At 67.2% G+C, this 19029-nt stretch carries 17 protein-coding genes and 6 pseudogenes; 14 read left to right on the top strand and 9 right to left on the bottom strand.

The annotated features are described in order from the left end of the window. Nucleotides 1-3: 3 nt before the first annotated feature. From OG819_RS49855 to OG819_RS49845, 3 genes and pseudogenes are all read left to right on the top strand, one after another. The gene (locus OG819_RS49855; RefSeq protein WP_266648309.1) at nucleotides 4-1392 is read left to right on the top strand and encodes a reverse transcriptase domain-containing protein; all 1389 of its coding nucleotides are present in this window, start codon (nucleotides 4-6) and stop codon (nucleotides 1390-1392) included. A 74-nt stretch (nucleotides 1393-1466) separates the two neighbouring features. Further along, a pseudogene (locus OG819_RS49850) lies at nucleotides 1467-2249 on the top strand (IS1380 family transposase); the annotation flags it as partial. A 214-nt stretch (nucleotides 2250-2463) separates the two neighbouring features. After that, a complete protein-coding gene (locus tag OG819_RS49845; protein ID WP_266656299.1) occupies nucleotides 2464-2808 on the top strand; it encodes a hypothetical protein in 345 nt (114 codons plus the stop codon). Between the two features lie 184 nt (nucleotides 2809-2992). On the opposite strand, the gene OG819_RS49840 is transcribed toward OG819_RS49845, so the two are convergent. Further along, nucleotides 2993-3874, bottom strand: a complete 882-nt coding sequence (locus OG819_RS49840; protein ID WP_266656297.1) for a DNA ligase — start codon at nucleotides 3872-3874, stop codon at nucleotides 2993-2995. A 108-nt stretch (nucleotides 3875-3982) separates the two neighbouring features. Between OG819_RS49840 and OG819_RS49835 the strand changes: the two are divergent. Continuing rightward, nucleotides 3983-4507: pseudogene (locus OG819_RS49835) on the top strand (Ku protein); the annotation flags it as partial. 240 nt (nucleotides 4508-4747) lie between these two features. On the opposite strand, the gene OG819_RS49830 reads toward OG819_RS49835, so the two are convergent. From OG819_RS49830 to OG819_RS49815, 4 genes are all read right to left on the bottom strand, one after another. Then, nucleotides 4748-5047 carry a hypothetical protein gene (locus OG819_RS49830; RefSeq protein WP_266656295.1) on the bottom strand — a complete coding sequence of 100 codons (300 nt, stop codon included), beginning with the start codon at nucleotides 5045-5047 and terminating at the stop codon, nucleotides 4748-4750. 671 nt (nucleotides 5048-5718) lie between these two features. Continuing rightward, the gene (locus OG819_RS49825) at nucleotides 5719-7200 is read right to left on the bottom strand and encodes an IS1182 family transposase (protein ID WP_266652810.1); all 1482 of its coding nucleotides are present in this window, start codon (nucleotides 7198-7200) and stop codon (nucleotides 5719-5721) included. 83 nt (nucleotides 7201-7283) lie between these two features. Further along, a complete protein-coding gene (locus tag OG819_RS49820) occupies nucleotides 7284-8111 on the bottom strand; it encodes a M55 family metallopeptidase (RefSeq protein ID WP_266635432.1) in 828 nt (275 codons plus the stop codon). 306 nt (nucleotides 8112-8417) lie between these two features. Next, on the bottom strand, nucleotides 8418-8597 hold the full coding sequence (locus OG819_RS49815; protein ID WP_266656293.1) for a hypothetical protein: 180 nt from the start codon (nucleotides 8595-8597) through the stop codon (nucleotides 8418-8420). A 300-nt stretch (nucleotides 8598-8897) separates the two neighbouring features. Here OG819_RS49815 and OG819_RS49810 point away from each other — a divergent pair, with 300 nt between their 5' ends. Next, a complete protein-coding gene (locus OG819_RS49810) occupies nucleotides 8898-9161 on the top strand; it encodes a hypothetical protein (RefSeq protein ID WP_266638325.1) in 264 nt (87 codons plus the stop codon). A gap of 251 nt (nucleotides 9162-9412) precedes the next feature. Continuing rightward, entirely contained in the window at nucleotides 9413-10174 is a 762-nt protein-coding gene (locus tag OG819_RS49805; RefSeq protein WP_266656291.1) for a class I SAM-dependent methyltransferase, read from the top strand. A gap of 32 nt (nucleotides 10175-10206) precedes the next feature. On the opposite strand, the pseudogene OG819_RS49800 reads toward OG819_RS49805, so the two are convergent. Beyond that, a pseudogene (locus OG819_RS49800) lies at nucleotides 10207-10451 on the bottom strand (IS630 family transposase); the annotation flags it as partial. An 11-nt stretch (nucleotides 10452-10462) separates the two neighbouring features. Then, nucleotides 10463-10630, bottom strand: coding sequence for a hypothetical protein (locus OG819_RS49795; protein WP_266638323.1), 168 nt, complete (start codon nucleotides 10628-10630; stop codon nucleotides 10463-10465). A 66-nt stretch (nucleotides 10631-10696) separates the two neighbouring features. Between OG819_RS49795 and OG819_RS49790 the strand changes: the two genes are divergently transcribed. Beyond that, nucleotides 10697-10909 (top strand): cold-shock protein, encoded by a 213-nt coding sequence (locus tag OG819_RS49790; protein ID WP_144314880.1) that lies wholly within the window; start codon nucleotides 10697-10699, stop codon nucleotides 10907-10909. 163 nt (nucleotides 10910-11072) lie between these two features. On the opposite strand, the gene OG819_RS49785 is transcribed toward OG819_RS49790, so the two are convergent. Continuing rightward, nucleotides 11073-11459 carry a recombinase family protein gene (locus tag OG819_RS49785; protein ID WP_266656550.1) on the bottom strand — a complete coding sequence of 129 codons (387 nt, stop codon included), beginning with the start codon at nucleotides 11457-11459 and terminating at the stop codon, nucleotides 11073-11075. Nucleotides 11460-11581: 122 nt separating this feature from the next. On the opposite strand from OG819_RS49785, the pseudogene OG819_RS49780 reads away from it, so the two are divergent. From OG819_RS49780 to OG819_RS49765, 4 genes and pseudogenes are all read left to right on the top strand, one after another. Next, a pseudogene (locus tag OG819_RS49780) lies at nucleotides 11582-12109 on the top strand (transposase); the annotation flags it as partial. Between the two features lie 680 nt (nucleotides 12110-12789). After that, on the top strand, nucleotides 12790-14592 hold the full coding sequence (gene ltrA, locus OG819_RS49775) for a group II intron reverse transcriptase/maturase (RefSeq protein WP_266647716.1): 1803 nt from the start codon (nucleotides 12790-12792) through the stop codon (nucleotides 14590-14592). A gap of 73 nt (nucleotides 14593-14665) precedes the next feature. Further along, nucleotides 14666-15178, top strand: a pseudogene (locus OG819_RS49770) (IS30 family transposase); the annotation flags it as partial. Nucleotides 15179-15188: 10 nt separating this feature from the next. Further along, nucleotides 15189-15320, top strand: a pseudogene (locus OG819_RS49765) (IS3 family transposase); the annotation flags it as partial. A gap of 235 nt (nucleotides 15321-15555) precedes the next feature. Here the strand turns inward: OG819_RS49765 and OG819_RS49760 are convergent. Next, a complete protein-coding gene (locus OG819_RS49760; RefSeq protein ID WP_266656289.1) occupies nucleotides 15556-15975 on the bottom strand; it encodes an avidin/streptavidin family protein in 420 nt (139 codons plus the stop codon). A 682-nt stretch (nucleotides 15976-16657) separates the two neighbouring features. On the opposite strand from OG819_RS49760, the gene OG819_RS49755 reads away from it, so the two are divergent. The 3 genes from OG819_RS49755 to OG819_RS49745 are packed head-to-tail and all read left to right on the top strand — an operon-like array spanning nucleotide 16658 to nucleotide 18869. Next, nucleotides 16658-18124: a DUF1254 domain-containing protein gene (locus tag OG819_RS49755; RefSeq protein ID WP_266656287.1), complete on the top strand. Its 1467-nt coding sequence runs from the start codon at nucleotides 16658-16660 to the stop codon at nucleotides 18122-18124. 55 nt (nucleotides 18125-18179) lie between these two features. Next, a complete protein-coding gene (locus tag OG819_RS49750; protein WP_266638319.1) occupies nucleotides 18180-18383 on the top strand; it encodes a hypothetical protein in 204 nt (67 codons plus the stop codon). Nucleotides 18384-18407: 24 nt separating this feature from the next. Further along, a complete protein-coding gene (locus OG819_RS49745; RefSeq protein ID WP_266656285.1) occupies nucleotides 18408-18869 on the top strand; it encodes a hypothetical protein in 462 nt (153 codons plus the stop codon). The last annotated feature ends 160 nt before the right edge of the window (nucleotides 18870-19029 follow it).

Raw genomic sequence — 19029 nt, 5'->3', positions numbered from 1 at the left:
ACCATGCCGGTGATCGTTGACCGCGCTCTCCAGGCACGGGCCCTCAACGCGCTGGAGCCCGAGTGGGAGGCACGGTTCGAGCCGAAGTCGTACGGCTTCAGGCCCGGCCGTGGCTGCCATGACGCCATCGAGGCAATCTTCAACGCGGTCGGGGGAAAGAACCCGCACCGCCGGTGGATTCTCGACGCGGACCTGGCAGCGGCGTTCGACCGCATCGACCACGACCATCTTCTCCGCCAGCTCGGCACGTTCCCCGCGCGGGAACAGATCAGGCAGTGGCTGAAGGCGGGCGTGGTCGAGCGTGAACAACTCACCCCGACCGAGGAGGGAACTCCACAAGGCGGGGTGATCAGCCCCACGCTACTGAATGTCGCCCTGCACGGGCTGGAACAAGCCGCCGGGGTCCGGTACTTCCCTGACGGGATGAGGCACGCGGGCAAGTCGGAGCCGGGCACCCCCGTGGTGATCCGCTATGCCGACGATCTCGTGGCCCTGTGCGTCAGCGAGGAACAGACCCGGCAGGTCAAGCAGCAGCTCGCGGTGTGGCTGAAGCCGAGGGGACTGGCCTTCAACGAGGACAAGACGCACGTCGTCCGCCTTGAAGAGGGCTTCGACTTCCTCGGGTTCAACGTACGCCGCTATCGCAACGGCAAGCTGCTGACCAAGCCCAGCAAGGCAGCGGTGCGGCGCATTCGCAGCAGGCTCGCCGCCGAGGTCAAGGCTCTACACGGGGCCAACGCCCAAGCGGTGATCAACAAGCTCAACCCCGTGATCCGGGGCTGGGCGGCCTACTACCGCACCGGAGTGTCCAAGGAGATCTTCTCCTCCTTGGACCACTACGTGTGGCGGCTCACCTACCGGTGGGGACTGCGGGCGCACCCGAACAAGTCGAAACGCTGGGTCGTGGCCCGGTACTTCGGCGCGTTCCACCCGACCAGGCGGGACCGCTGGGTGTTCGGCGACCGGGACACCGGCCGCTACCTGGTGAAGTTCTCCTGGACGAAGATTGTCCGGCATCGGCTGGTCAAAGGTAGGGCGTCTCCGGACGACCCGGCTCTGACCGGTTACTGGGCTGATCGGCGACGGCGGCGAAAGCCTCCGCTGGGGCCGTTCGTGCTGCGGCTGCTACACGCGCAGCACGGCCGCTGTCCCGGCTGCGGCACTCTGCTGCTGCACGCCGATCAAGAGCCGCAAAGTCCCACCGAGTGGGAGCAGTGGCTCACCGCCGTCCGCAAGGCGATCCGCCGCACGGCGCTCACCACCGAGGACGGCCACCCGCCGGACGACACCGCACGCTGCCTCATGCACGCCCACTGCGCGCGATGGCGCATCGCCGCCCACGCACCGGGACCAGCAGTTCTGCCTGCCCGCGAGCCCTTGGGGCTTGCTTGAGCCGTGTGCCTGGAAAGCGGGCACGCACGGTTCTGAGGGGGCCCCGGCGCAGTAATGCGCTGGGGCTACCCGACAACACCGCCACCGACCACATCGAAACAGCCCAACTCGCCCTGGCCCAACTCCCCAAGACCCTGCGGCGGGGACGGCAGACACTGATCCGTACCGACTCCGCCGGCGGTACCCACGCCTTCCTCGAGTGGCTCTCCAGGCCGGGCCGGTGGCTGTCGTACTCCGTCGGCATGACCATCACCGACGCCATCCACCAAGCCGTACTGAAGATCCCGAAGAAGGCGTGGACGCCGGCCTACGACTCCGGCGGCACCGAGCGGCCCGGCGCCTGGGTCGCCGAGATCACCGACATACCCGACCTGAGCACCTGGCCCAAGGGAATGCGGCTGATCGTCCGCAAGGAACGCCCCCACCCCGGCGCCCAGTTGCGCTTCACCGATCTCGACGGACTGCGGCTGACCTGCTTCGCGACCAACACCAAAGGTGGCCAGCTCGCCGACCTGGAACTGCGTCACCGCCGAAGGGCCCGTTGCGAAGACCGCATCCGAAACGCCCGCGACACCGGCCTGCGCAACCTGCCCCTGCACGACACCGCGCAGAACCGGATCTGGCTGGAGATCGTCTCCCTCGCGCTCGACCTCCTCGCCTGGATGCCGATGCTCGCCCTGACCGGCGACACCCGCCGCTGGGAGCCGAAGCGCCTCCGCCTCCGCTTGTTCTCCGCCGCCGCCCAGCTCGTGAACACCGGCCGCCGCCACTGGCTGCGTCTGCCCACCCAATGGCCATGGACGCCCGTGATCACCAGCGCCATGAACCGGCTCCAGGCCCTCCCGAACCCCGGCTGACCAGCCAATTCGACTGTCCCAACAACCCGCACGACCACCCCGGGAGTGGAACCCGGCGCTCATCCGACGCGACAACCGGGCCATCAGTCTGCCCCGCCCCAAGAAAACGGCACCCCACACGCACAGAGTCCCCGTCAACGAGCTGACGAGGACTCATGAACGATCGAGGCTAAAGGCCCTAGAACCGTAACTAAAGCGGGATCATCAGGCGCTGATGAAGCGGCTCGACATGCAGCGAGAGGCAGCCGAGCGTGCCGATGCGGCCGCCACAGCGGCAGCGGAGCATGAGGCCCAGGAAAGGCGGGAGCAGCGTAAGCACAGCCGGTACATGGCCGGCCTCGTGATCGGCGCCGTCGTGGCTGTTGCGATGCTCGGCGTTGGCGTTTACGTGGCGAAAGACGCCTGGTGGCTAGCCACCCTCCTCTGCGGGCCCAGCCTCTTGGCCCTTGCCAAGATCTTCGTCCTACGGCGCAGCGACCCCGACGACATGAAGTTCGTCTCCAATGTGACTCGCGCTTCCACGAATTCCGCCTCTCAAACGCAGCTGCCCTCGCCCTAACTCGGCCATTGCGGCCGCATTCGTTGCCCTAGCTCCGCTCCGGAATTCCACAGCGGCCGAGTATCTCTGAGCAAAATGGTCAATCATCATCGAGGGACTGCCCCCTACCAGTGTCAGGAGGCTGAGGCCAAGAGCATCGACCTCCTTTTGATGCTGGCAGCCCCACTCTGGACCTCATCGGCGCTCATCGAAGGCGTAGCGGGGTCACGAGGGCGTGGCGGGTGGTGCCTGCCAGGACTTCCACGACGGCGAGGCCAGAAGGAATCCTGGTGTAGGTATCACCGGTGTCTGCGCGGCTGCGTTCTGCTGGACCGGCCGCAACCAGGACCTGCGCAATTTGCGCAGCGAGCGGCGCCGAAAGCGTCTGCGTGAGTGAGGTGCGTCCGTTCGGAAGACGTACCGCGAGCATGCGGGGCCGGGTCTGCGGCCCGGTGTAGCCGATCACGTCGGCATCGACAGTCTCAGCATGCCGGATCTTCTGCCATGCCCCGGTGCGGCCGGCCCGGTAGGGAGAGGTGACACGTTTCGCGACGATGCCTTCGACGCCGTGCTCGTGGTGGAGGGTGTTGTACCAGGTGAGTGCGGTGTCGCGGTCGGTGGTGGCGGACACGGCCTGGATCGGGGTGTTCACGGGCAGTTCTGCCAGGAGGGTGAGGAGGGCTGCGCGGCGCTCGCTGTACGGGCGAGGCCGGACATTGCCGGACGGCAGTTGCAGGGCGTCGAAGGCGATGTAGTGCGCGGGGCGCTGGGAGGCCAGTCGGCGGGCGCGGACGGGGGAGGAGGCAGCTCGGGCTTGTGCGGCCTCGAAGCTGATCCGTCCGTCCTCGGTGGTGATGACGGCCTCGCCGTCGAGAACGGTCCCGTCCGGGAGGTGGTGGCCGGCGAGGGCGAGGTCTCCCCATGCGGCGGTGACGTCGCGCCCGGAGCGGGCCTGCAAGCGGACCCCGTCGCCGGTCCGCCACATGATCATTCTGTGGCCGTCCACCTTCATCTCGTAGCTCCAGTCCGTTCCGGTGGGCAGTTCCGGTACGGACCGGGCGAGGGCGACGGAAACGGGCCAGTCCACCCGTCCAGCCTGCGGCGGCGACGGCTGTGGTGCGCGGCGGCGTCGGGAAGCGGGCCGTGTCGCAGGCTCATACGCTGGTGGGGCTCGGGGCTGTCGTGGAGGTCTGTGATGCCCCGATCGCTGTGGAGCGGCGTCTTTTCCTTTGGCCTGGTGACCATTCCGGTGAAGCTGATGAGCGCCACCGAGGACCATTCGGTCCGTTTCCATCAGGTCCATACGGAAGACGGAGGCCGGGTGCGGGTGCGCAAGTACTGCGAAGCGGAGGACCGCGAGGTGTCCGCGGGCGACATCGGCAAGGGGTACGAGGTCTCCAAGGACACGCTGGTCGAGGTCACGGACGAGGAGCTGGAACAGATGCCGCTGCCGACCGCGAAAGCGATCGAGATCGTCGCGTTCGTGCCGGCCGCGTCGATCGACCCGGTGCGACTGAGCGGCGACAGCTACTTCCTGCAGTACGACGGCCCGGTCGCGGCGAAGCCCTACGCGCTGATCGCCCGGGCCTTGGCCCGCAACACGAAGGTGGCCGTCGCGAAGCTGGCGTGGCACGGGCGCGAGCACCTGGTGCTGCTGCGGGTGCGGGACGGGGCACTGGTCGCACACGTGCTCAAGTGGGACGACGAGGTGCGCGACCCCTCTGCGAAGAAGACAGCGGCGGCGAAGAAGCCGGCCCGGCGGCAGCGGGGCGCCTAGGACGGCGTTCCGTCGGGATGCCGCAGCCCGGAGTGTGCGCCGGCACGACGCCCGGCCCAACAAGTCCGTCGTCCAGGACGAGTGCTGTCTGAACTCCTGATCAAGAGGATTCTGCGCAGCTGCTCGGCCGCCGGTCAGCTCGCCATACTGGCCGGCTCCTGCTCGCGGTGGTGCTTGAGCGCGTCACGGGCGGCCTGTACGTCGTCGGGAGCGAACTTCGGTCCAGTACTGGTGGCACACGAGAAGCTCAGCGAGTTCGAGTTCCCTCGCTCGCGGCCGGGCAATCGCCGCGGCGTCCTCCGGGTCCCAGCCGGGCGAGGCGGGACGGGACGCCGGCCGCCACGCGTTCTCGTGCGTCTCCCACCCGTCCATCGGCTCCACCGACCACGGCACCTTTTCGAAGAGAGCCCGGAGGTCGGCGCGGACCTGATCAAGCTCGTTCTGGGCGTCGATCAGCATCGGCGGAAATTCGTACGTTGCCACGCCCCTATGGTACGTCTGTTCGAATCGAACCCTGGCCTGCCCAGGGCGGATTGCGGCACCTCCTGCGCCTTCACGTTGTCCCCGCATCGGCTGGTTGATCGACTGCGGATGTCTCTGGGAGCGGTTGCGCGGGCGTGCCAGTGGCCGGGGTCTGGCTGAAGTAGGCGAGGACATCGCCGGCCTGTGCTTCCCGGAGGGCTCGCCGTTCGTGGGGCCCGCGCAGGAGCTTGTTCCACGCGTCGACAAGCTGTGTCGCATGGCCGTTCCCAAAGACGATGACAACGACGGCACAGCCAGCTGCCCCACCAGGGTGCATCGGCCACTGCCCCTAGCAGGCCACCCGTGATGACGCTGGTGACTGCGGAAGCGTTCATGCCACGCTCCGGGCGGTGCAACGGCTGCAGAGCCGGCCTGCGCCGCCTTCGCGGCCCTCGAATGAAGGACCAGTCAGTGACAGTCTCCTCCCGGTCCCGCAGAGCCGTCCAAAGCCGGATGAACCCTGCACGTCGACCCTAAGTCGCGGCCTAGGAGCGTGTCTGAGTAACGGGCAACTGGCCGGGAGGTCGTGATGGGCGGGATCGGTCGTGGTCGCTCGGTCAGCGCCTGTGGGGCCGATGAGCGGGTCGGTCGGAGGGGGATTTCGGCCCGCTGAGGCCGGTGTGGCCGGATGGTCAGCCGGCCAGGACGGCGAGTCCTGCGGTTCCGGCGTGTCGGAAGATCTTGCGGAGGTTGTGGCAGGCGGCCAGCAGTCGCCACTCGCCGCGGGCTCCGTCCTCGCCGCGGAGGAGGAGTTGGCGGCCGTTCTGGCAGGTCATGATCTGGCCGAAGACGGGTTCGACGATCGCTTTGCGGCGGCTGTAGGCGGCCTTGCCGGGCTTCGTCCGCAGTGTGCGGGCCATGCGCTCCTTGAGGGTGGCGCTGGCGGGGATGCGTCCGCGGGGTGCGGGCGGGACCTGTTCGTCGTGGCCGAGTCGGCCGGTGGCCATGAACGTATCGGTGCCGCAGGCGAGTTGGCGCTCTTTGGAGGCCTGCAGGTTGGTCTCGGAGCAGTAGCCGGCATCGACGAGGGCCTGCCCCGGGTGGACGCCGGTGTTCTGCGCGGACTGGTCGAGCATCGGGGTGTAGTTCAGCGCGTCCGAGGCGTTGGTGGTGATGTCGGCGGCCGTGATGACCTGGTGCTCTTCATCGACGACGGCCTGGGCGTTGTAGGCCTGGATGTAGGCGCCGTCGCTGTTCTTCATGATCCGCGAGTCGGGGTCGGTGAAGTTGGCCTGGGCCTTGGGCTTGGGCCGGGCCTTGGCTGCTGCCTGCTCGCCCGCGTCGGTGACGGCCCGCTCGTCGCTGGTCCCGGCGCGTTCCTGACGGCGGCGTTCCTTGTCTTCGGCGTGAGCGCGGGCCTTGTCGGCGGCCTCGGTCTCGATCTGCGCGCGGGCGGCCTGCAGCCTGGCCAGGCGCTTCTCGCGCCGGTCCAGCTCGGCGGGCAGGTCGGCCTCTTTGCCGTCCACGCCGAACCGGGCATCTTCGGCGGTATCGACTGCTTCGGCGTCGTCCAGCAGGGACCGGGCCGTGGCCTCCAGGGCGGCGATCTCGGCTTCGATCTGCTCTTCCTTGCCGATCAGGCGGCCGTAGCTCATCGCCTTGTGCTTGGATGCGCTGGCCTCCAGCTTGGTGCCGTCCAGCGCGACGCGGCCCATCTTGACCATGTCCAGCTTCCGCGCCAGGTGCAGCGACTGCAGGAACAGGCCGGCGAGCGCGTCCAGGTGGCGGCGGCGGAACCGGGCGATCGAGCGGAAGTCCGGAGCCTGGTCGGCGGCCAGGAACCGGAACGCGACGTCATCGACACACTTACGCGTGATCGCCCGCGAGGAGCGCACCCCGGTGGTGTAGCCGTAGATCAGCAGCCGCACCATCAGCCGCGGATCGTAGGGCGGGTAGCCGCGCTTTTCGGTGTAGTCCGCCAGGATCGGCGACAGGTCGAGCACCTCGTCGACCAGGTCGGCAACGAACCGGGCCAGGTGATCCTCGGGCAGCCAGTCGTCCAGCGACGGCGGCAGCAGCAGGACCTGGTGCGGGTCGAACGCCCGGAACGTCTTGTCCACCGCCGCCGGACGACCCTGCGGCTGCTCCTTCTCACCCGGCTCGATCTCGAACAGACCATCCCGATCACGCATACCGAGATCATCCCGCATGAATCATCACGAACCGCAAGCGGGGTGTCCGTTACTGAGACACGCTCCTAGCCAGGTTTGATGGTGGCGAGCTGCGCGAGTAGCAGGACCAGCCGGTAGACGTCGGCGAAGTCGGCGGCGGTGAAGGTGACTGTCCGGCCACCTTCACCGCGTGAGACACCTGGCACGAGTGTCGCCAGGTCAACCATGTACGGCGCGGAAAGGTCGACCTCGACGTCAAGCGGTCCGGCAAGGGCCAGCGGTGAAACCTGTGCACGCTGCGTGATGGCTTCGGCGGCCGCATGGCGCAGCCGCTCCCGAGCTTCCTCGGGGTGCAGGGCGACGGCGGCGCCCTGACCGAGGGCTTGCTTGACCGCGACGGTGACCGCGGTGGGGACCAGATCTTGCAGTTCGGCGCAGGCGCTGTCGTCGCCGCTGAGCAGCACGACCGGTACGTCCAGATGTCCGGCCATGGCGGCGTTGAGGCCGATCTCGCCCATGGAACGTCCGGCCACGCGCACGTCGAGGATGCCGTCGTTCATGGTGTGTGCCAGCACGGCCGGTCCGCCGCCGGCGCGGGCGTGGTAGCCGACCAGCAGGACCGCGTCGGTCTGTTCGTCGAGTCCGCCGAGCATGCCCAGGGGCCGCGGCTTGCCACGGACCAAGTGCGCCCGGCGGTCGAGTTCTTCGGGCAGCAGGTTGCGGAAAGGGCCGTGCGCGTCGGCGACCCGCACCTCGGCCGTGGCTTCGACGTCCAGGACACCGGCAATCACGGCGTTCGTCTCCGCCGTCATTAATGCTCGGCCGCGCTCGTAGTCGTAGCGATCCGGGTTCGTCTCGGTGGGATGCACGATCCCCGAGATGCCCTCCATGTCAACAGAGATCAATATCTTCATAACTCAGGAAGCCTAAGTGCTCTGCACGCCAGGCTGACACTGCGCGACAGAACCCCTGAGCTTGTCGGCCAGGCCGTCCCCAGGCCCTGACGCTATTTCTCGTGAACATCCAGGAACTTGTCGATCACCAGATGCCGCCGCAACCAGTGAACAAACGCTGCTGCTGAACGCGAACGAAGCTACGTTCTCCAGACTCGGCTTTGTCTTGCCGCAGGTCAGGGCACCGCTCGGCGGCAAGATCAGATGAGACGGGACAATCCGCATGAACTGTGGATTCGAGGTTCAGAAACCCGGGAGCGTTGACCGCTAGGTGTCTCGCTGCCCGTGATCGACCTGCTCCGTGGGCTTGTCATCTGGAGGGGGCGGTGGTGGTGAGGGGAACAGGAGGTCTTCGAAGAGGTCCAGCGCCAGCAGCAGGAGCAGGAGCAATACCGGCACGAGCAGAGCCAGCACGACCACGATGCCTCCCGACGAAGCGGTGATCACGGGAACGGTGCGGCGGCAGAAGGTTCAGTCTGAGTGTGGGCTGAATGGGTGAGGGCCGCATGCCCGAGGCGAGGACGTGTAAGCCGTTCGGGTGACATTGGTCCGGCGTCGGCCTGCTCTCGCAGGGACTGCCACAACGTCGGCGCAGCACCGCTGTCTCACCGACCACGTTGACCAAGTTGTCCATTCGGCTGCTTCAGCTTGCCCACCGACGCCTGCGGGTCCCGCCGGCGCATCTCCCCTTTCGGCCGGTGTCTGCGGCGTGCTGGTGAGCGCGGACGATGGTGGAGTCGATGCAGTGTGCCAGCAGTGTGGTGGCGTTGCGGACACGGCCAGTGGGAAACCCTCCCCGACGCCCTCGCCAACCCCGCCGACCTTGACGCCTGGTACGCCCGCGACGAGCAACGCCGCCGCTGGCGTGAGGAAGCAGAGCAGCGACGGCAACAGGAGTGGGAAGCGGAGAGGGAACGCTGGGCACAGGAACCTGACCCGGATCCCGGGCCCGCCCCCGAGGCCGCGCCGTGTGAGCGGTGCAAAGGGCCGATCACCGGCCCGCTCGGCTAGGACCTTGAGTTCGCCCCGCCGGAGGACGGCCGGCACTGCCCCCTCCTGCCGCACCGACCTGCGCCAGCAGTACCCGACGCTGCGCCAAGCGGTCTTCGGACGGCGCTCGCGCAGCAAGTAGCCCGGCCCCGCCAGAACAGTACGGGACCGGGCTAGCGCTGAGGGTCGGCCGGGACCTCAGCGTTGCGCGTGCTGTGACCGGAAACGATCACCGGGGCGGGCAGTCAGCGGGGGAGGGGGATGATGCGAGGATGACCACCAGCTCACGCGCCCATTCGTTCAACGCGGCGGCTGACCAGTACGCGGCCAGCCGGCCTTCGTATCCTTCCGCGCTCTTCGACTGCATCGAAGAGCTCACGAGCCGTCCCCTGGCGAGTGCCCGCGTCGCCGATATCGGCGCGGGCACCGGAATTGCCACCGCTCTGCTGCGTGAGCGCGGGGCTGACGTGATCGCCGTTGAACCGGGCGACGCCATGGCCGCCAAGTTCCACACCGTGCTCCCGGATGTGCCGATCATCAGAGGTGACGGCAACGCCCTACCCCTCGCGGACGCCTCCCACGACCTCATCACCTACGCGCAGTCCTGGCAGTGGACCGACACCATCCGCTCGGTCCCGGAGGCACTGCGGGTCCTGCTTCCGGGCGGTGCGCTCGCGATCTGGTGGAACACCACTGCCTTCGACGTGCCCTGGATCCGAGAGCAGCACCAGCGGATCGCGCACCACTGCGGAGTGAAGCCGACTTCTCGGGTGCGTCCCGACGACGGCGACGCCGTCCGACTCGCGGGACTGTCGGGGCTCCGGGTCGCGCGCCGCCAGGTGCGATGGAGTCGCGTGGTCTCCCTCGACATGCACCTTGCCAATATCAGCAGCCGCTCGGCGTTCCTTGTGCTTGCCGAGGACGACAGGCGTGCCTTTCTCTCCGGGGAGCGTAGGCGACTGCGCGAGTTCTTCCCCGACGAGGTGGTGGAAGAGACCTACGTGGTTGATCTGCTGGTGGCCACTCGTCCGTGACCTGGATGGTGTCCTGGGTTCGGGAAGGGCAGTCAGGCCACTCCGGCGGCGGGGCGGCCGCCGAATCGGATGCCTTTCTCGCTGCGGCGCGGGCGCGTTCACACCGCTGTGCGGCCAGGACGTCGGGATGCCAGCCGTTTTGGTTGCGCCAGCGCAGGTAGCGGTGCAACTCGCGTGTCTGGGCGGTGTGGTTGGGGTGGTGGGAGTTGGCGAGGGTGAACTGCCGCAGCGGCCCGAAGTGCGCCTCGATCGGGTTCGCCCACGACGCGTTCGTCGGCAGACGGCCGGTCAGCCGCGGGGGCCGCTCCCTTCGTGGTAGCCGAGTTCGGGGTAGGGGGTGCGGGTGCTCCAGGAGCCGAGGTCGGGTGTGTTGGCCAGGACGTCGTGCCAGGGCCGGGCGCCGGGAGTGGCCGCCTCGCCGGGAGCCGCCGCCTTGCCGGATCTTCGTCCCCCCAACGGGGATGATCAGCCCGTCGGGCGTCCTGCACGTCCGATCGGAACACGTGATTCGAGGGAGTGGACATGTCGCAGCGCCAGTCCGGCACCGTGAAGTGGTTCAACGAAGAGAAGGGGTTCGGTTTCATCACCCCCGAAAGCGGACCTGACCTATTCGTGCACTTCAGGGCGATCCAGGGCAACGGCTTCAAGAGCCTGAAGGAAGGCCAGAAGGTGACTTTCATTGCGGTGCAGGGCCAGAAGGGTATGCAGGCGGACGAGGTCATCGCAGAGCCCTGAGCTCCCACCACGGAACAGTCGGACCGCTACCGGCTCGGCACCGATACACAAGGGGACGCATGCTTGCGGCGGTGGTCAAGCTTCGGTGAGACGCGCTCAGGATTGAGCGAGACGGGACACCGAGCCGCCCGCGGAGGGAGGCCAGGTGGTCCGTGCCCATTCGTCACCCTGCCACCCGCATTTCGTCGCTTCCCCTCCGTTCGCCACGCGCGCGTGCGGCCGCCGGACCCTCGTGGGTGCCTTGCACGATCAGTTCCCGGATGAAGTCCGCGAGCGCGGCGAACACGTGGAGGACCAGGCGGCCGTCCGGAGTCGTGGTGTCCAACGCCTCGTGCAACGACTGGAAGCCGGTACTGCGCCTCTGCAGGTTGGACACGATGGAGATCAGGTCTTGGATCGATCGCCACAACCGGTCGAGGGAAGGCACCACCAGAGTGTCGCCGGGCCGGAGGTAGTCGAGGCACTTCCCCAGTTCCTCGCGCTCCGCAGTCTTGCCCGACTTCTTGTCGGCGAAGACCCGCACGCAGGCGGCCGCGTCCAGGGCCGCGATCTGCCGCCGTCGTCTACCCCGCGCGGAGCGGGTGGGAGGGATCCGGCGCCGCGTCGTTGGTGAGGCCGGCGCTGAGGGTTCGTCGGGGGCTCGGCGGCGCTTTGGGGTGGGTTCCGAGGACTCGGCGCAACGCGGCGACCCGGGGCGGGCGTCTGGACTACCGGGCCTCGGTCGCGCAGTGGCACGCCGACCGGCAGGCCCGCCGCCCCAGAACGTCCAAGCTGGCCGGCAACGAGCGGCTTCAGGAGTATGTGCGGGACCGACTCGCCGGCACGGTCACCACCACGGACGGCAGCACGGTCCCTGGACCGCAGACGCGGTGGATCGGGCGACGGCATGGTCCGCGCAAGGACCGACGCTGGGCGACATCCTGGAGCCCGGAGCAGATCGCCCGCCGACTCCCGGTCGATTTCCCCGATGATGAGTCGATGCGCATCTCCCACGAGGCGATCTATCAGGCCCTCTACGTCCAGGGGCGCGGAGGGCTGAAACGCGAGCTGACGGCCTGCCTTCGCACCGGCCGTGCCCTGCGCGCTCCTCGGGCCCGGGCCCGAGGCCGGGGCAAGAACTTCGTCACCGACGAGGTCAGGATCTCCCAGCGTCCTGCCGAGGCCGAGGACCGTGCAGTGCCCGGACATTGGGAAGGCGACCGTGCGACACGAAGTTGCACGAATTTGAGTGGACTGACCGATTGGAGAGGCAGTTGATGAAGCTGTAGGTGCAGTCACGGGTCCGTGTCCGTATGACCCGTCCCCACCCTTGACGTGCGATGCCGGTAACGGCGTGGTGCGAAGCTCAGGGGAAAGCCCAAGGACTTCCGTTCCATCCGGGAGTTACCGGCAAGGGGAAGACCGGACGGGTGAAGTACATGAACTCCCGATGATGCCTCGTGATCCCAAGCCCTGCCGATGGAATGTGTGAGTGGGGTGTATGGCTAGCCGTTGAGAAGCGGCAGGCGCTGGCCGGTAGAGGTCACTCCGGCCAGGTAGACACCGTCGCCTCGGGGTAAAGGGAGCACCCACCCCGGTCGTATCTCATTCGTGTGGAACGTGGAAACCCCGTTGGGGTCCGGGCCTTTTTTGGCTTGGTCAGCCGACCGTAAGGAAGGCTCAACTCCCCAGCGGGAACAGGACGGCCCAAGAAGCCAATGCCGGAAGCCGAAAGGAATCGGGAACCCGGGGCGGACGATCGGACTCTCCGCCGGTCGCCCCGCACAACCGTCCGGATACGGGTGAACTGCCCGGACCCGAAAGGGTGCTGACGTGGGCCGGGTGAGCCTGTGGAGAATCACTGAACGACGACGACGGAACCGAGGGGCAAGTTGGACACAATGCAGATAGCGGACGAACCGGCCTCGGCCCTTCCGACTGCTTCTGTGCCGGTGAACGGACCCGAGGGCGAAGACTTGGACTGGGCGTCGATTGACTGGCGGCGGGTCGAGGAGGACGTACGGCGTCTGCGGCAGAGAATCTTCACGGCATCGCAGGCAGGGGACCTGAAGAAGGTCCGCAATTTGCAGAAGCTGATGCTCCGGTCCCGCTCGAACACGCTCCTGAGCGTGCGACGGGTCACGGAGATCAATGCTGGACGCGCGACGGCGGGAGTCGACGGAAAAGTCGTGTTGCTTTCCCAGTCCAAGGCCGCATTGGTCAAATGGGTCCAGCATCGCGCCCGACCGTGGATTCCCAAGCCCGTCAAGCGGGTGTTTATCCCCAAACCGGGGACCATGAAGAAGCGCGGACTCGGAATTCCCGTGATTGTTGACCGGTGTCTGCAAACTGTGGCATTGGGAGCATTGGAGCCCGAGTGGGAAGCGCGGTTCGAGCCGAAGTCGTACGGCTTTCGGCCCGGCCGCGGCTGTCACGACGCGATCGGGGCCATCTACTCCACGCTCAACGGGAAGAACCCGCAGCGTGCGTGGGTACTCGACGCAGACCTGACGGCGGCGTTCGACCGCATCGACCATGATCGGCTCATGGCCGCTCTCGGCACCTTCCCCGCCCGGGGACTGGTCCGTCAGTGGCTGAAGGCCGGGGTTGTGAATCGCGGTCGGTTCGCCCCGACCGAGGAGGGAACTCCGCAGGGTGGGGTGATCAGCCCGTTGCTCTTCAACGTGGCCCTGCACGGGATGGAGGAAGCCGCAGGGGTCCGCTATTACACCACCGGCAGAGATGTCGGGAGTGCACAGAGCGGCAGCCCCGTGCTGGTGCGGTACGCAGATGATTTTGTCGCGATGTGCACCAGTCGTGAACAGGCCGAACAGGTCAAGGAACGGCTGGCTGCATGGCTGACGCCCAGGGGACTCGCCTTCCACGAGGACAAGACACGAATCGTCCACGCGGAGAGCGGGTTCGACTTCCTGGGGTTCAACGTCCGCCGCTATCACGGCAAACTGCTGATCAAGCCGAGCAGAGCGGCTCAGAGACGGATCCGGGAACGGCTCAGCACCGAAATGGTGGCCCTGCGAGGGGCCAACGCCGGTGCGGTACTCAAGAAGATCAACCCGATCGTGCGGGGTTGGTCAGCCTATTACCGGACGGTGGTGTCCAGCGAGATCTTCACGGCGCTGGACAATCACATGTGGAAGCTCGCCTACAAGTGGGCCAAACACAGCCATCCGAACAAGCCGAAGCACTGGATATCCGACAAGTACTTCGGCCGGTTCAACAAGTCCAGGAACGACCGGTGGGTGTTCGGTGACCGCGACAGCGGCGCCTACCTGCTCAAGTTCTCCTGGACGAAGATAGTCCGGCACCAGTTAGTCAAGGGGAAGGCGTCCCCGGACGACCCTGCTCTGGAATCCTATTGGGCTCAGCGTCGCCGCAAAGGAACCCCTTTACCAGTCGATGCTATGACCGTGCGTCTACTACAGGCACAGCACGGCCGTTGCTCGATCTGCGGAGGGCTCCTGCTGCACGCCGACCACCCGCCGCAAAGCCCAGGAGAATGGGAAGCGTGGCGGGTTGTCATCCGGAAGGCGATCTCCAAGCAATACATCGCCTTCCGGAACTGGAGCACGCCGGACGGTCAACGACTCCGTCTCCTCCACACCCATTGTCAACGGCGGAATGGAGCCGCTGCGATGACGAGACCAGCACTTTTGCCTGCCAGCGAGCCTCCGGGACTTGCTTGAGCCGTGTGCGGTGAATAGCTGCTTGCACGGTTCTGAGGGGGCGGGGACGCAGTAATGCGTCCCCGCTACCCGACTCATCATCGGCCTGAACAGATCAGCGATCGGCACGCTGGTCGAACGCACCACCCGCTTCACCATGCTGCTGCACCTGCCGCCCATGCCCGGCCACGACGGCCCGCGGATGAAGAACGGCCCCGCCCTTTCCGGCCACGGCGCCCAGGCCGTCCGCGACGCGATCGCCGAGACCATCACCACCCTGCCTGAACAACTCCGCAGGTCACTGACCTGGGACCAGGGCGCGGAGATGGCCCAGCATGCCCAACTCCGCCTCGACACCGGCTTGGAGGTCTACTTCGCCGATCCCCACAGCCCCTGGCAGCGCGGCACGAACGAGAACACAAACGGCCTGCTGCGGCAGTACTTCCCCAAGGGCACCGACCTCGCCAGGCACAGCCGTGGCGACCTCAACGCCGTCGCTCTCGCGCTCAACAGCCGCCCCCGCAAGACCCTCGCCTGGAAGACGCCCGGCGAGGCATTGAGCGAGCAGCTACGCTTGTTGACAGACAGTGTTGCAACGACTCCTTGAACCTGAGCAGTACACCTCTCGCGAATTCGCCGAACTGTGCGCCCAGTTGGGGGTCAGGCAGTCCATGGGAGCGGTCGGCACGAGCGCGGACAACGCACTCGCCGAGTCGTTCAACGCGGCCCTCAAACGTGAGACGCTCCGTGGCGCCCGCGGCTTCGACGGGGCTCGTACGCACCTGCCCTGCGGCGGGCCGACATCGGGGTCGCCATGGGCCGCTCCGGCACCGACGTGGCCCGCGAGGCCGGTCCGGTGCCGCTTGGACTCCCCGACCACCCGTGCGCCGCTTCCGAGCCGGACGGCATCGTCGCCTGCGGGCGACGTCTGGGGCCACCACGGTGGGACGCGTCCGTGCTGGACACACCCACGGGTACCGCTCTTCAGGACGGCATCGGGTGCGAGACCGGTCGGCCGCTGCGAAGAGCGCGATCGACGTCCTCGCTGGTGGGCTTCTGTCGCGTGAACACATCTTGCCCCACCACAGTGGACTCCCACGCCTCCACCGTGGCGGAGCGGGTCAGCAGCCAGGTGCTGAGGATGCGTTCCGGGTCTGCCAGGAATTGGCCGCTCCAACTCGTGACCGAGCCTACGTTGCCGTGTTCGTTGCGCCAGGCGACTGTCCAGCCGAGAGCGATGCCGTTCCCCGGGCTCGTAGGCCCGTCATGGCGCCCGGTGAGGAGGTACGTGCCCGGCGTGTGTCCTACGGCGGTCACGTACCGTCCACTGACGGTCCCTTCCGGGTCCACCTCCAGTTGCATTTGTGAACCAAACTCGTTGTACCACTCTCCATCAATGGGCATGATCTTCTCTCTACTCGCTCACGCCTGCGGCATCACGGCCTGGAACCGTCAATACCACCTGCAGTGATTGCAACCGTAATGTCAAATGTCCGGATGAATTCGACAGGCGTGCCGGAGGCTGGGAAGTTGGGCGGGGTGCCACAGAAATCAGGCTGCGTTGGGATGGGCTGCCAGGGAGCGTTGCTGGGTGTCCGGTCTGCTGCGCGCATGTGGACCACTCAGCATGCATGCTAGGAATGCGACGCGCCCGTGGCCTGTGGCGGAGCGCCTGGTGCCGGTGTTGACGACATACGGTCACCCACCTTCTGGGACAGGAAGACTCTGGGCGATCTGCATTCCCTTGACACTGGCTGGCCCCGGAAGCGCTCAGGGACCCCACACCCGCGATCGCGAAGATATGCGCCTATCCGGACGCCCGCTCTTGGACGGCTTCGCCGTGGGGCCGTACGAGTGCGATTTACGCCCGTACAGCCGGAGGTAACCGTCCTGGGCCGTGGTTGCCCTGGGCGAGGCGGTCGAGTTCTCAGGCTGCGTCGACCGGCGCAGCGGGGGAGCATGGTCGCTGGGGCAGGGACTGACGCGGTCGGCGTGTCGGAGTCCATGCCTCGACGTTGCCGAGCGAAGTGGGGCTTATATGTCCGAACCATCACAGAGACCTGCCTGGCGACGGATCCCCGAGGACGTGGCCGACGCAGCCATCACGGTGGCCCGGGCCGCCGGGCGCGCAGCCCTACACCCCAAGTCCACGATCGATCGCGCACGTCATCTGCCCGAGATCGTGCCCGCGCTGGGGCAGGCAGTGAAGCCGATCCTGACCGGGCGAATGGACGACTGGCGTGGTGAGTACGCCTACACACTCGGTGAGCAGGCATTCGTCTACGGGTTTCCTTACATCTACAACGCCCAGCTGAGGCACGACTGGGTGACGCAGCCGCGGAACCCGTCGACGGTTCCGTACGCGCCCGTCAACCATTTCTGGCATGCCGAGCGGTTGCTGGACGCGACCTATCGCGACGGCGGGTGTCCCAACAGCGACACCCTGTATTCGGTGGCCTGGGTGAACCTCGGCAGTGAGCCGGTCATTCTCTCCCATCCGGACATGGGAGATCGGTACTTCACCTTCGAGCTGGTGGGGATCACGTCCGACAACTTCGACTACGTCGGTCAGCGCACCACCGGCTCCGGCGCGGGCAGCTTCGCCCTCGTCGGCCCGGAATGGCAGGGAAAGCTTCCCGCCGGGGTGCGGCGCCTGAAGGAGGCGCCCAGCCCCTGGGTTCTCGTCCTCGGCCGCACCCTCGTCAGCGGCCCGGACGACGTGCCACGCGTCCGGGAACTCCAGGAGCAGTACCGGCTCACCCCGCTCAGCCTGTTCGGCAAGCCGGACGCGAAGGTCCCCGAGAGCCGTGACGTCCTGACCCCGATCCCGGCGGCGGAGGACCCCCTGGGGCCGTGGAAGACCCTGAACGCGATGCTGGGCGAGAATCCTCCACCGGCCCATCACGACGTCCTTCTCCGACAGTTCGCCCAGATCGGCATAGGCCCCGGCCTCGACGTCGAGGCTCAGCCCGCTGCGGTCAAACGAAGCCTGATCCGGGCCGCCGGCGTCGGCGTGCCCCTGCTCAAACAGCAGATTCTCAGCGGCGACTGGGCCCACCTCGTCCACGGCTGGCGCTACCCTCCCCCGCAGATGGGACGCTTCGGCGACGACTTCCTCAAACGCGCCGCCGACCAGTCGCTGATCGGCGTCGCCGCCAATGACCCCGCCGAAGCGGTCTACTTGCTCAACTTCGACGACGCGGACGGCAACAAACTGGCCTCCGAAGGCCGGTACGAACTGCACTTCCCCGGTGACGCCCTGCCACCGGTCGACGCCTTCTGGTCGTTGACCGCCTATGGGGAGGACATGAATCTCATCCCCAACCCGGCCAGTCGCTACTCGGTGGGCGACCGCAGCGCCGGCCTGCAGCAGGACGCGGACGGCGGACTGACCATCCACCTGCAGAGTGAGCAGCCCGACCCGGGCAAGGAAGCCAACTGGCTGCCCACCGCGAAGGACGGCACATGGTTCGTGGCCCTTCGCATGTACCGGCCCCGTCCCGAGGTGATCGACGCGACCTGGGAGTGTCCTCCGCTGACCCGCGTCGCCTGACTTTCCACGTCGGCAGAGCTACCGCCAACCTCGGCATTCGCACAGGGAGGCCGCTATGGCCACCACCCAGGAGACCATCCGATTCAATGAGCTTCGCAACGCCCGCTACGGAGAGTTCTTCCTGATCAGCGCGGGCGACGAGGGCGGTCTCCGAGCTGACGTGTACAACACCACCGGTCTCAACGACTGTCCGCCGGAGAAGTGGTCTGCCCTCGATCCGCAGACCCTGGCCCGGGATACCGGAGTGTCTGCCGTCTGACCGAACGGCCCACGGTTCTGGCTCATGGACCGCATCACCGCGTTCAAGGCCGGCGACGTCCGCTCCTTCCAGGGTCTCCAAGCCCGCTGGCTGGCCGTCCTCAGCATTCCCGCAGAGTTCGACTTCAGCGGCAGCGGTGCCGGGCGTTTCTACACGGACACCGTGATCAACCGGGACACCGAGTGGCTGTTCTCCGCGGGCAAGCCCGTTCACCAACTGCTCGATCCCGAGGGCCGTGTCTACGTGATGCAGGCGTACTCGCACATCGTGGATGACACCCTCACCATGGACGCCCTGCCGGCGCTGAGGGACCGAATGCAGCTTCCGACCTACTGGACGTACCGCATGGAGACCCCCGAGCGCGACCTCGTCCTGCGGACCACGACCGGTGAGGCGCATATCCTCCAGGACGAGTTGGAGAACACCTACATGCTCCCTGAGATCCCCTCAAGCCGCTTGTGGTATCTCGCCCCGCCTTCGTACTGATGAACAGCGAGCCGGGAGTTCCACCACGGGGCGGACAGATGGCCGCGGCCGGATGACCAGCACGCCGCTCAGCCATGCGACTGCGGCCGTCGAGGCCGGGGTCTACGGCGTGTCGGTCGCCGCTGGCGTCTGCCTCGTCGTGCTGGCGGGCCGGTGCTGG

This window comes from Streptomyces sp. NBC_01549 (assembly GCF_026339955.1).
Lineage (GTDB): Bacteria > Actinomycetota > Actinomycetes > Streptomycetales > Streptomycetaceae > Streptomyces.
Note: the sequence above shows the minus strand (reverse complement) of the source record. Positions and strands in the feature narration are given on the sequence as shown.

Excerpts from the sequence above, each read along its gene's own strand:
- OG819_RS49790 (WP_144314880.1), top strand. The coding sequence starts at position 10,697 with ATGTCGCAGCGCCAGTCCGGCACCGTGAAGTGGTTCAACGAAGAGAAG.
- OG819_RS49805 (WP_266656291.1), top strand. The coding sequence starts at position 9,413 with ATGACCACCAGCTCACGCGCCCATTCGTTCAACGCGGCGGCTGACCAG.
- OG819_RS49845 (WP_266656299.1), top strand. The coding sequence starts at position 2,464 with ATGAAGCGGCTCGACATGCAGCGAGAGGCAGCCGAGCGTGCCGATGCG.
- OG819_RS49820 (WP_266635432.1), bottom strand. The coding sequence starts at position 8,111 with ATGAAGATATTGATCTCTGTTGACATGGAGGGCATCTCGGGGATCGTG.
- ltrA (WP_266647716.1), top strand. The coding sequence starts at position 12,790 with ATGCAGATAGCGGACGAACCGGCCTCGGCCCTTCCGACTGCTTCTGTG.
- OG819_RS49745 (WP_266656285.1), top strand. The coding sequence starts at position 18,408 with ATGGACCGCATCACCGCGTTCAAGGCCGGCGACGTCCGCTCCTTCCAG.
- OG819_RS49750 (WP_266638319.1), top strand. The coding sequence starts at position 18,180 with ATGGCCACCACCCAGGAGACCATCCGATTCAATGAGCTTCGCAACGCC.
- OG819_RS49855 (WP_266648309.1), top strand. The coding sequence starts at position 4 with ATGCCGGTGATCGTTGACCGCGCTCTCCAGGCACGGGCCCTCAACGCG.
- OG819_RS49760 (WP_266656289.1), bottom strand. The coding sequence starts at position 15,975 with ATGCCCATTGATGGAGAGTGGTACAACGAGTTTGGTTCACAAATGCAA.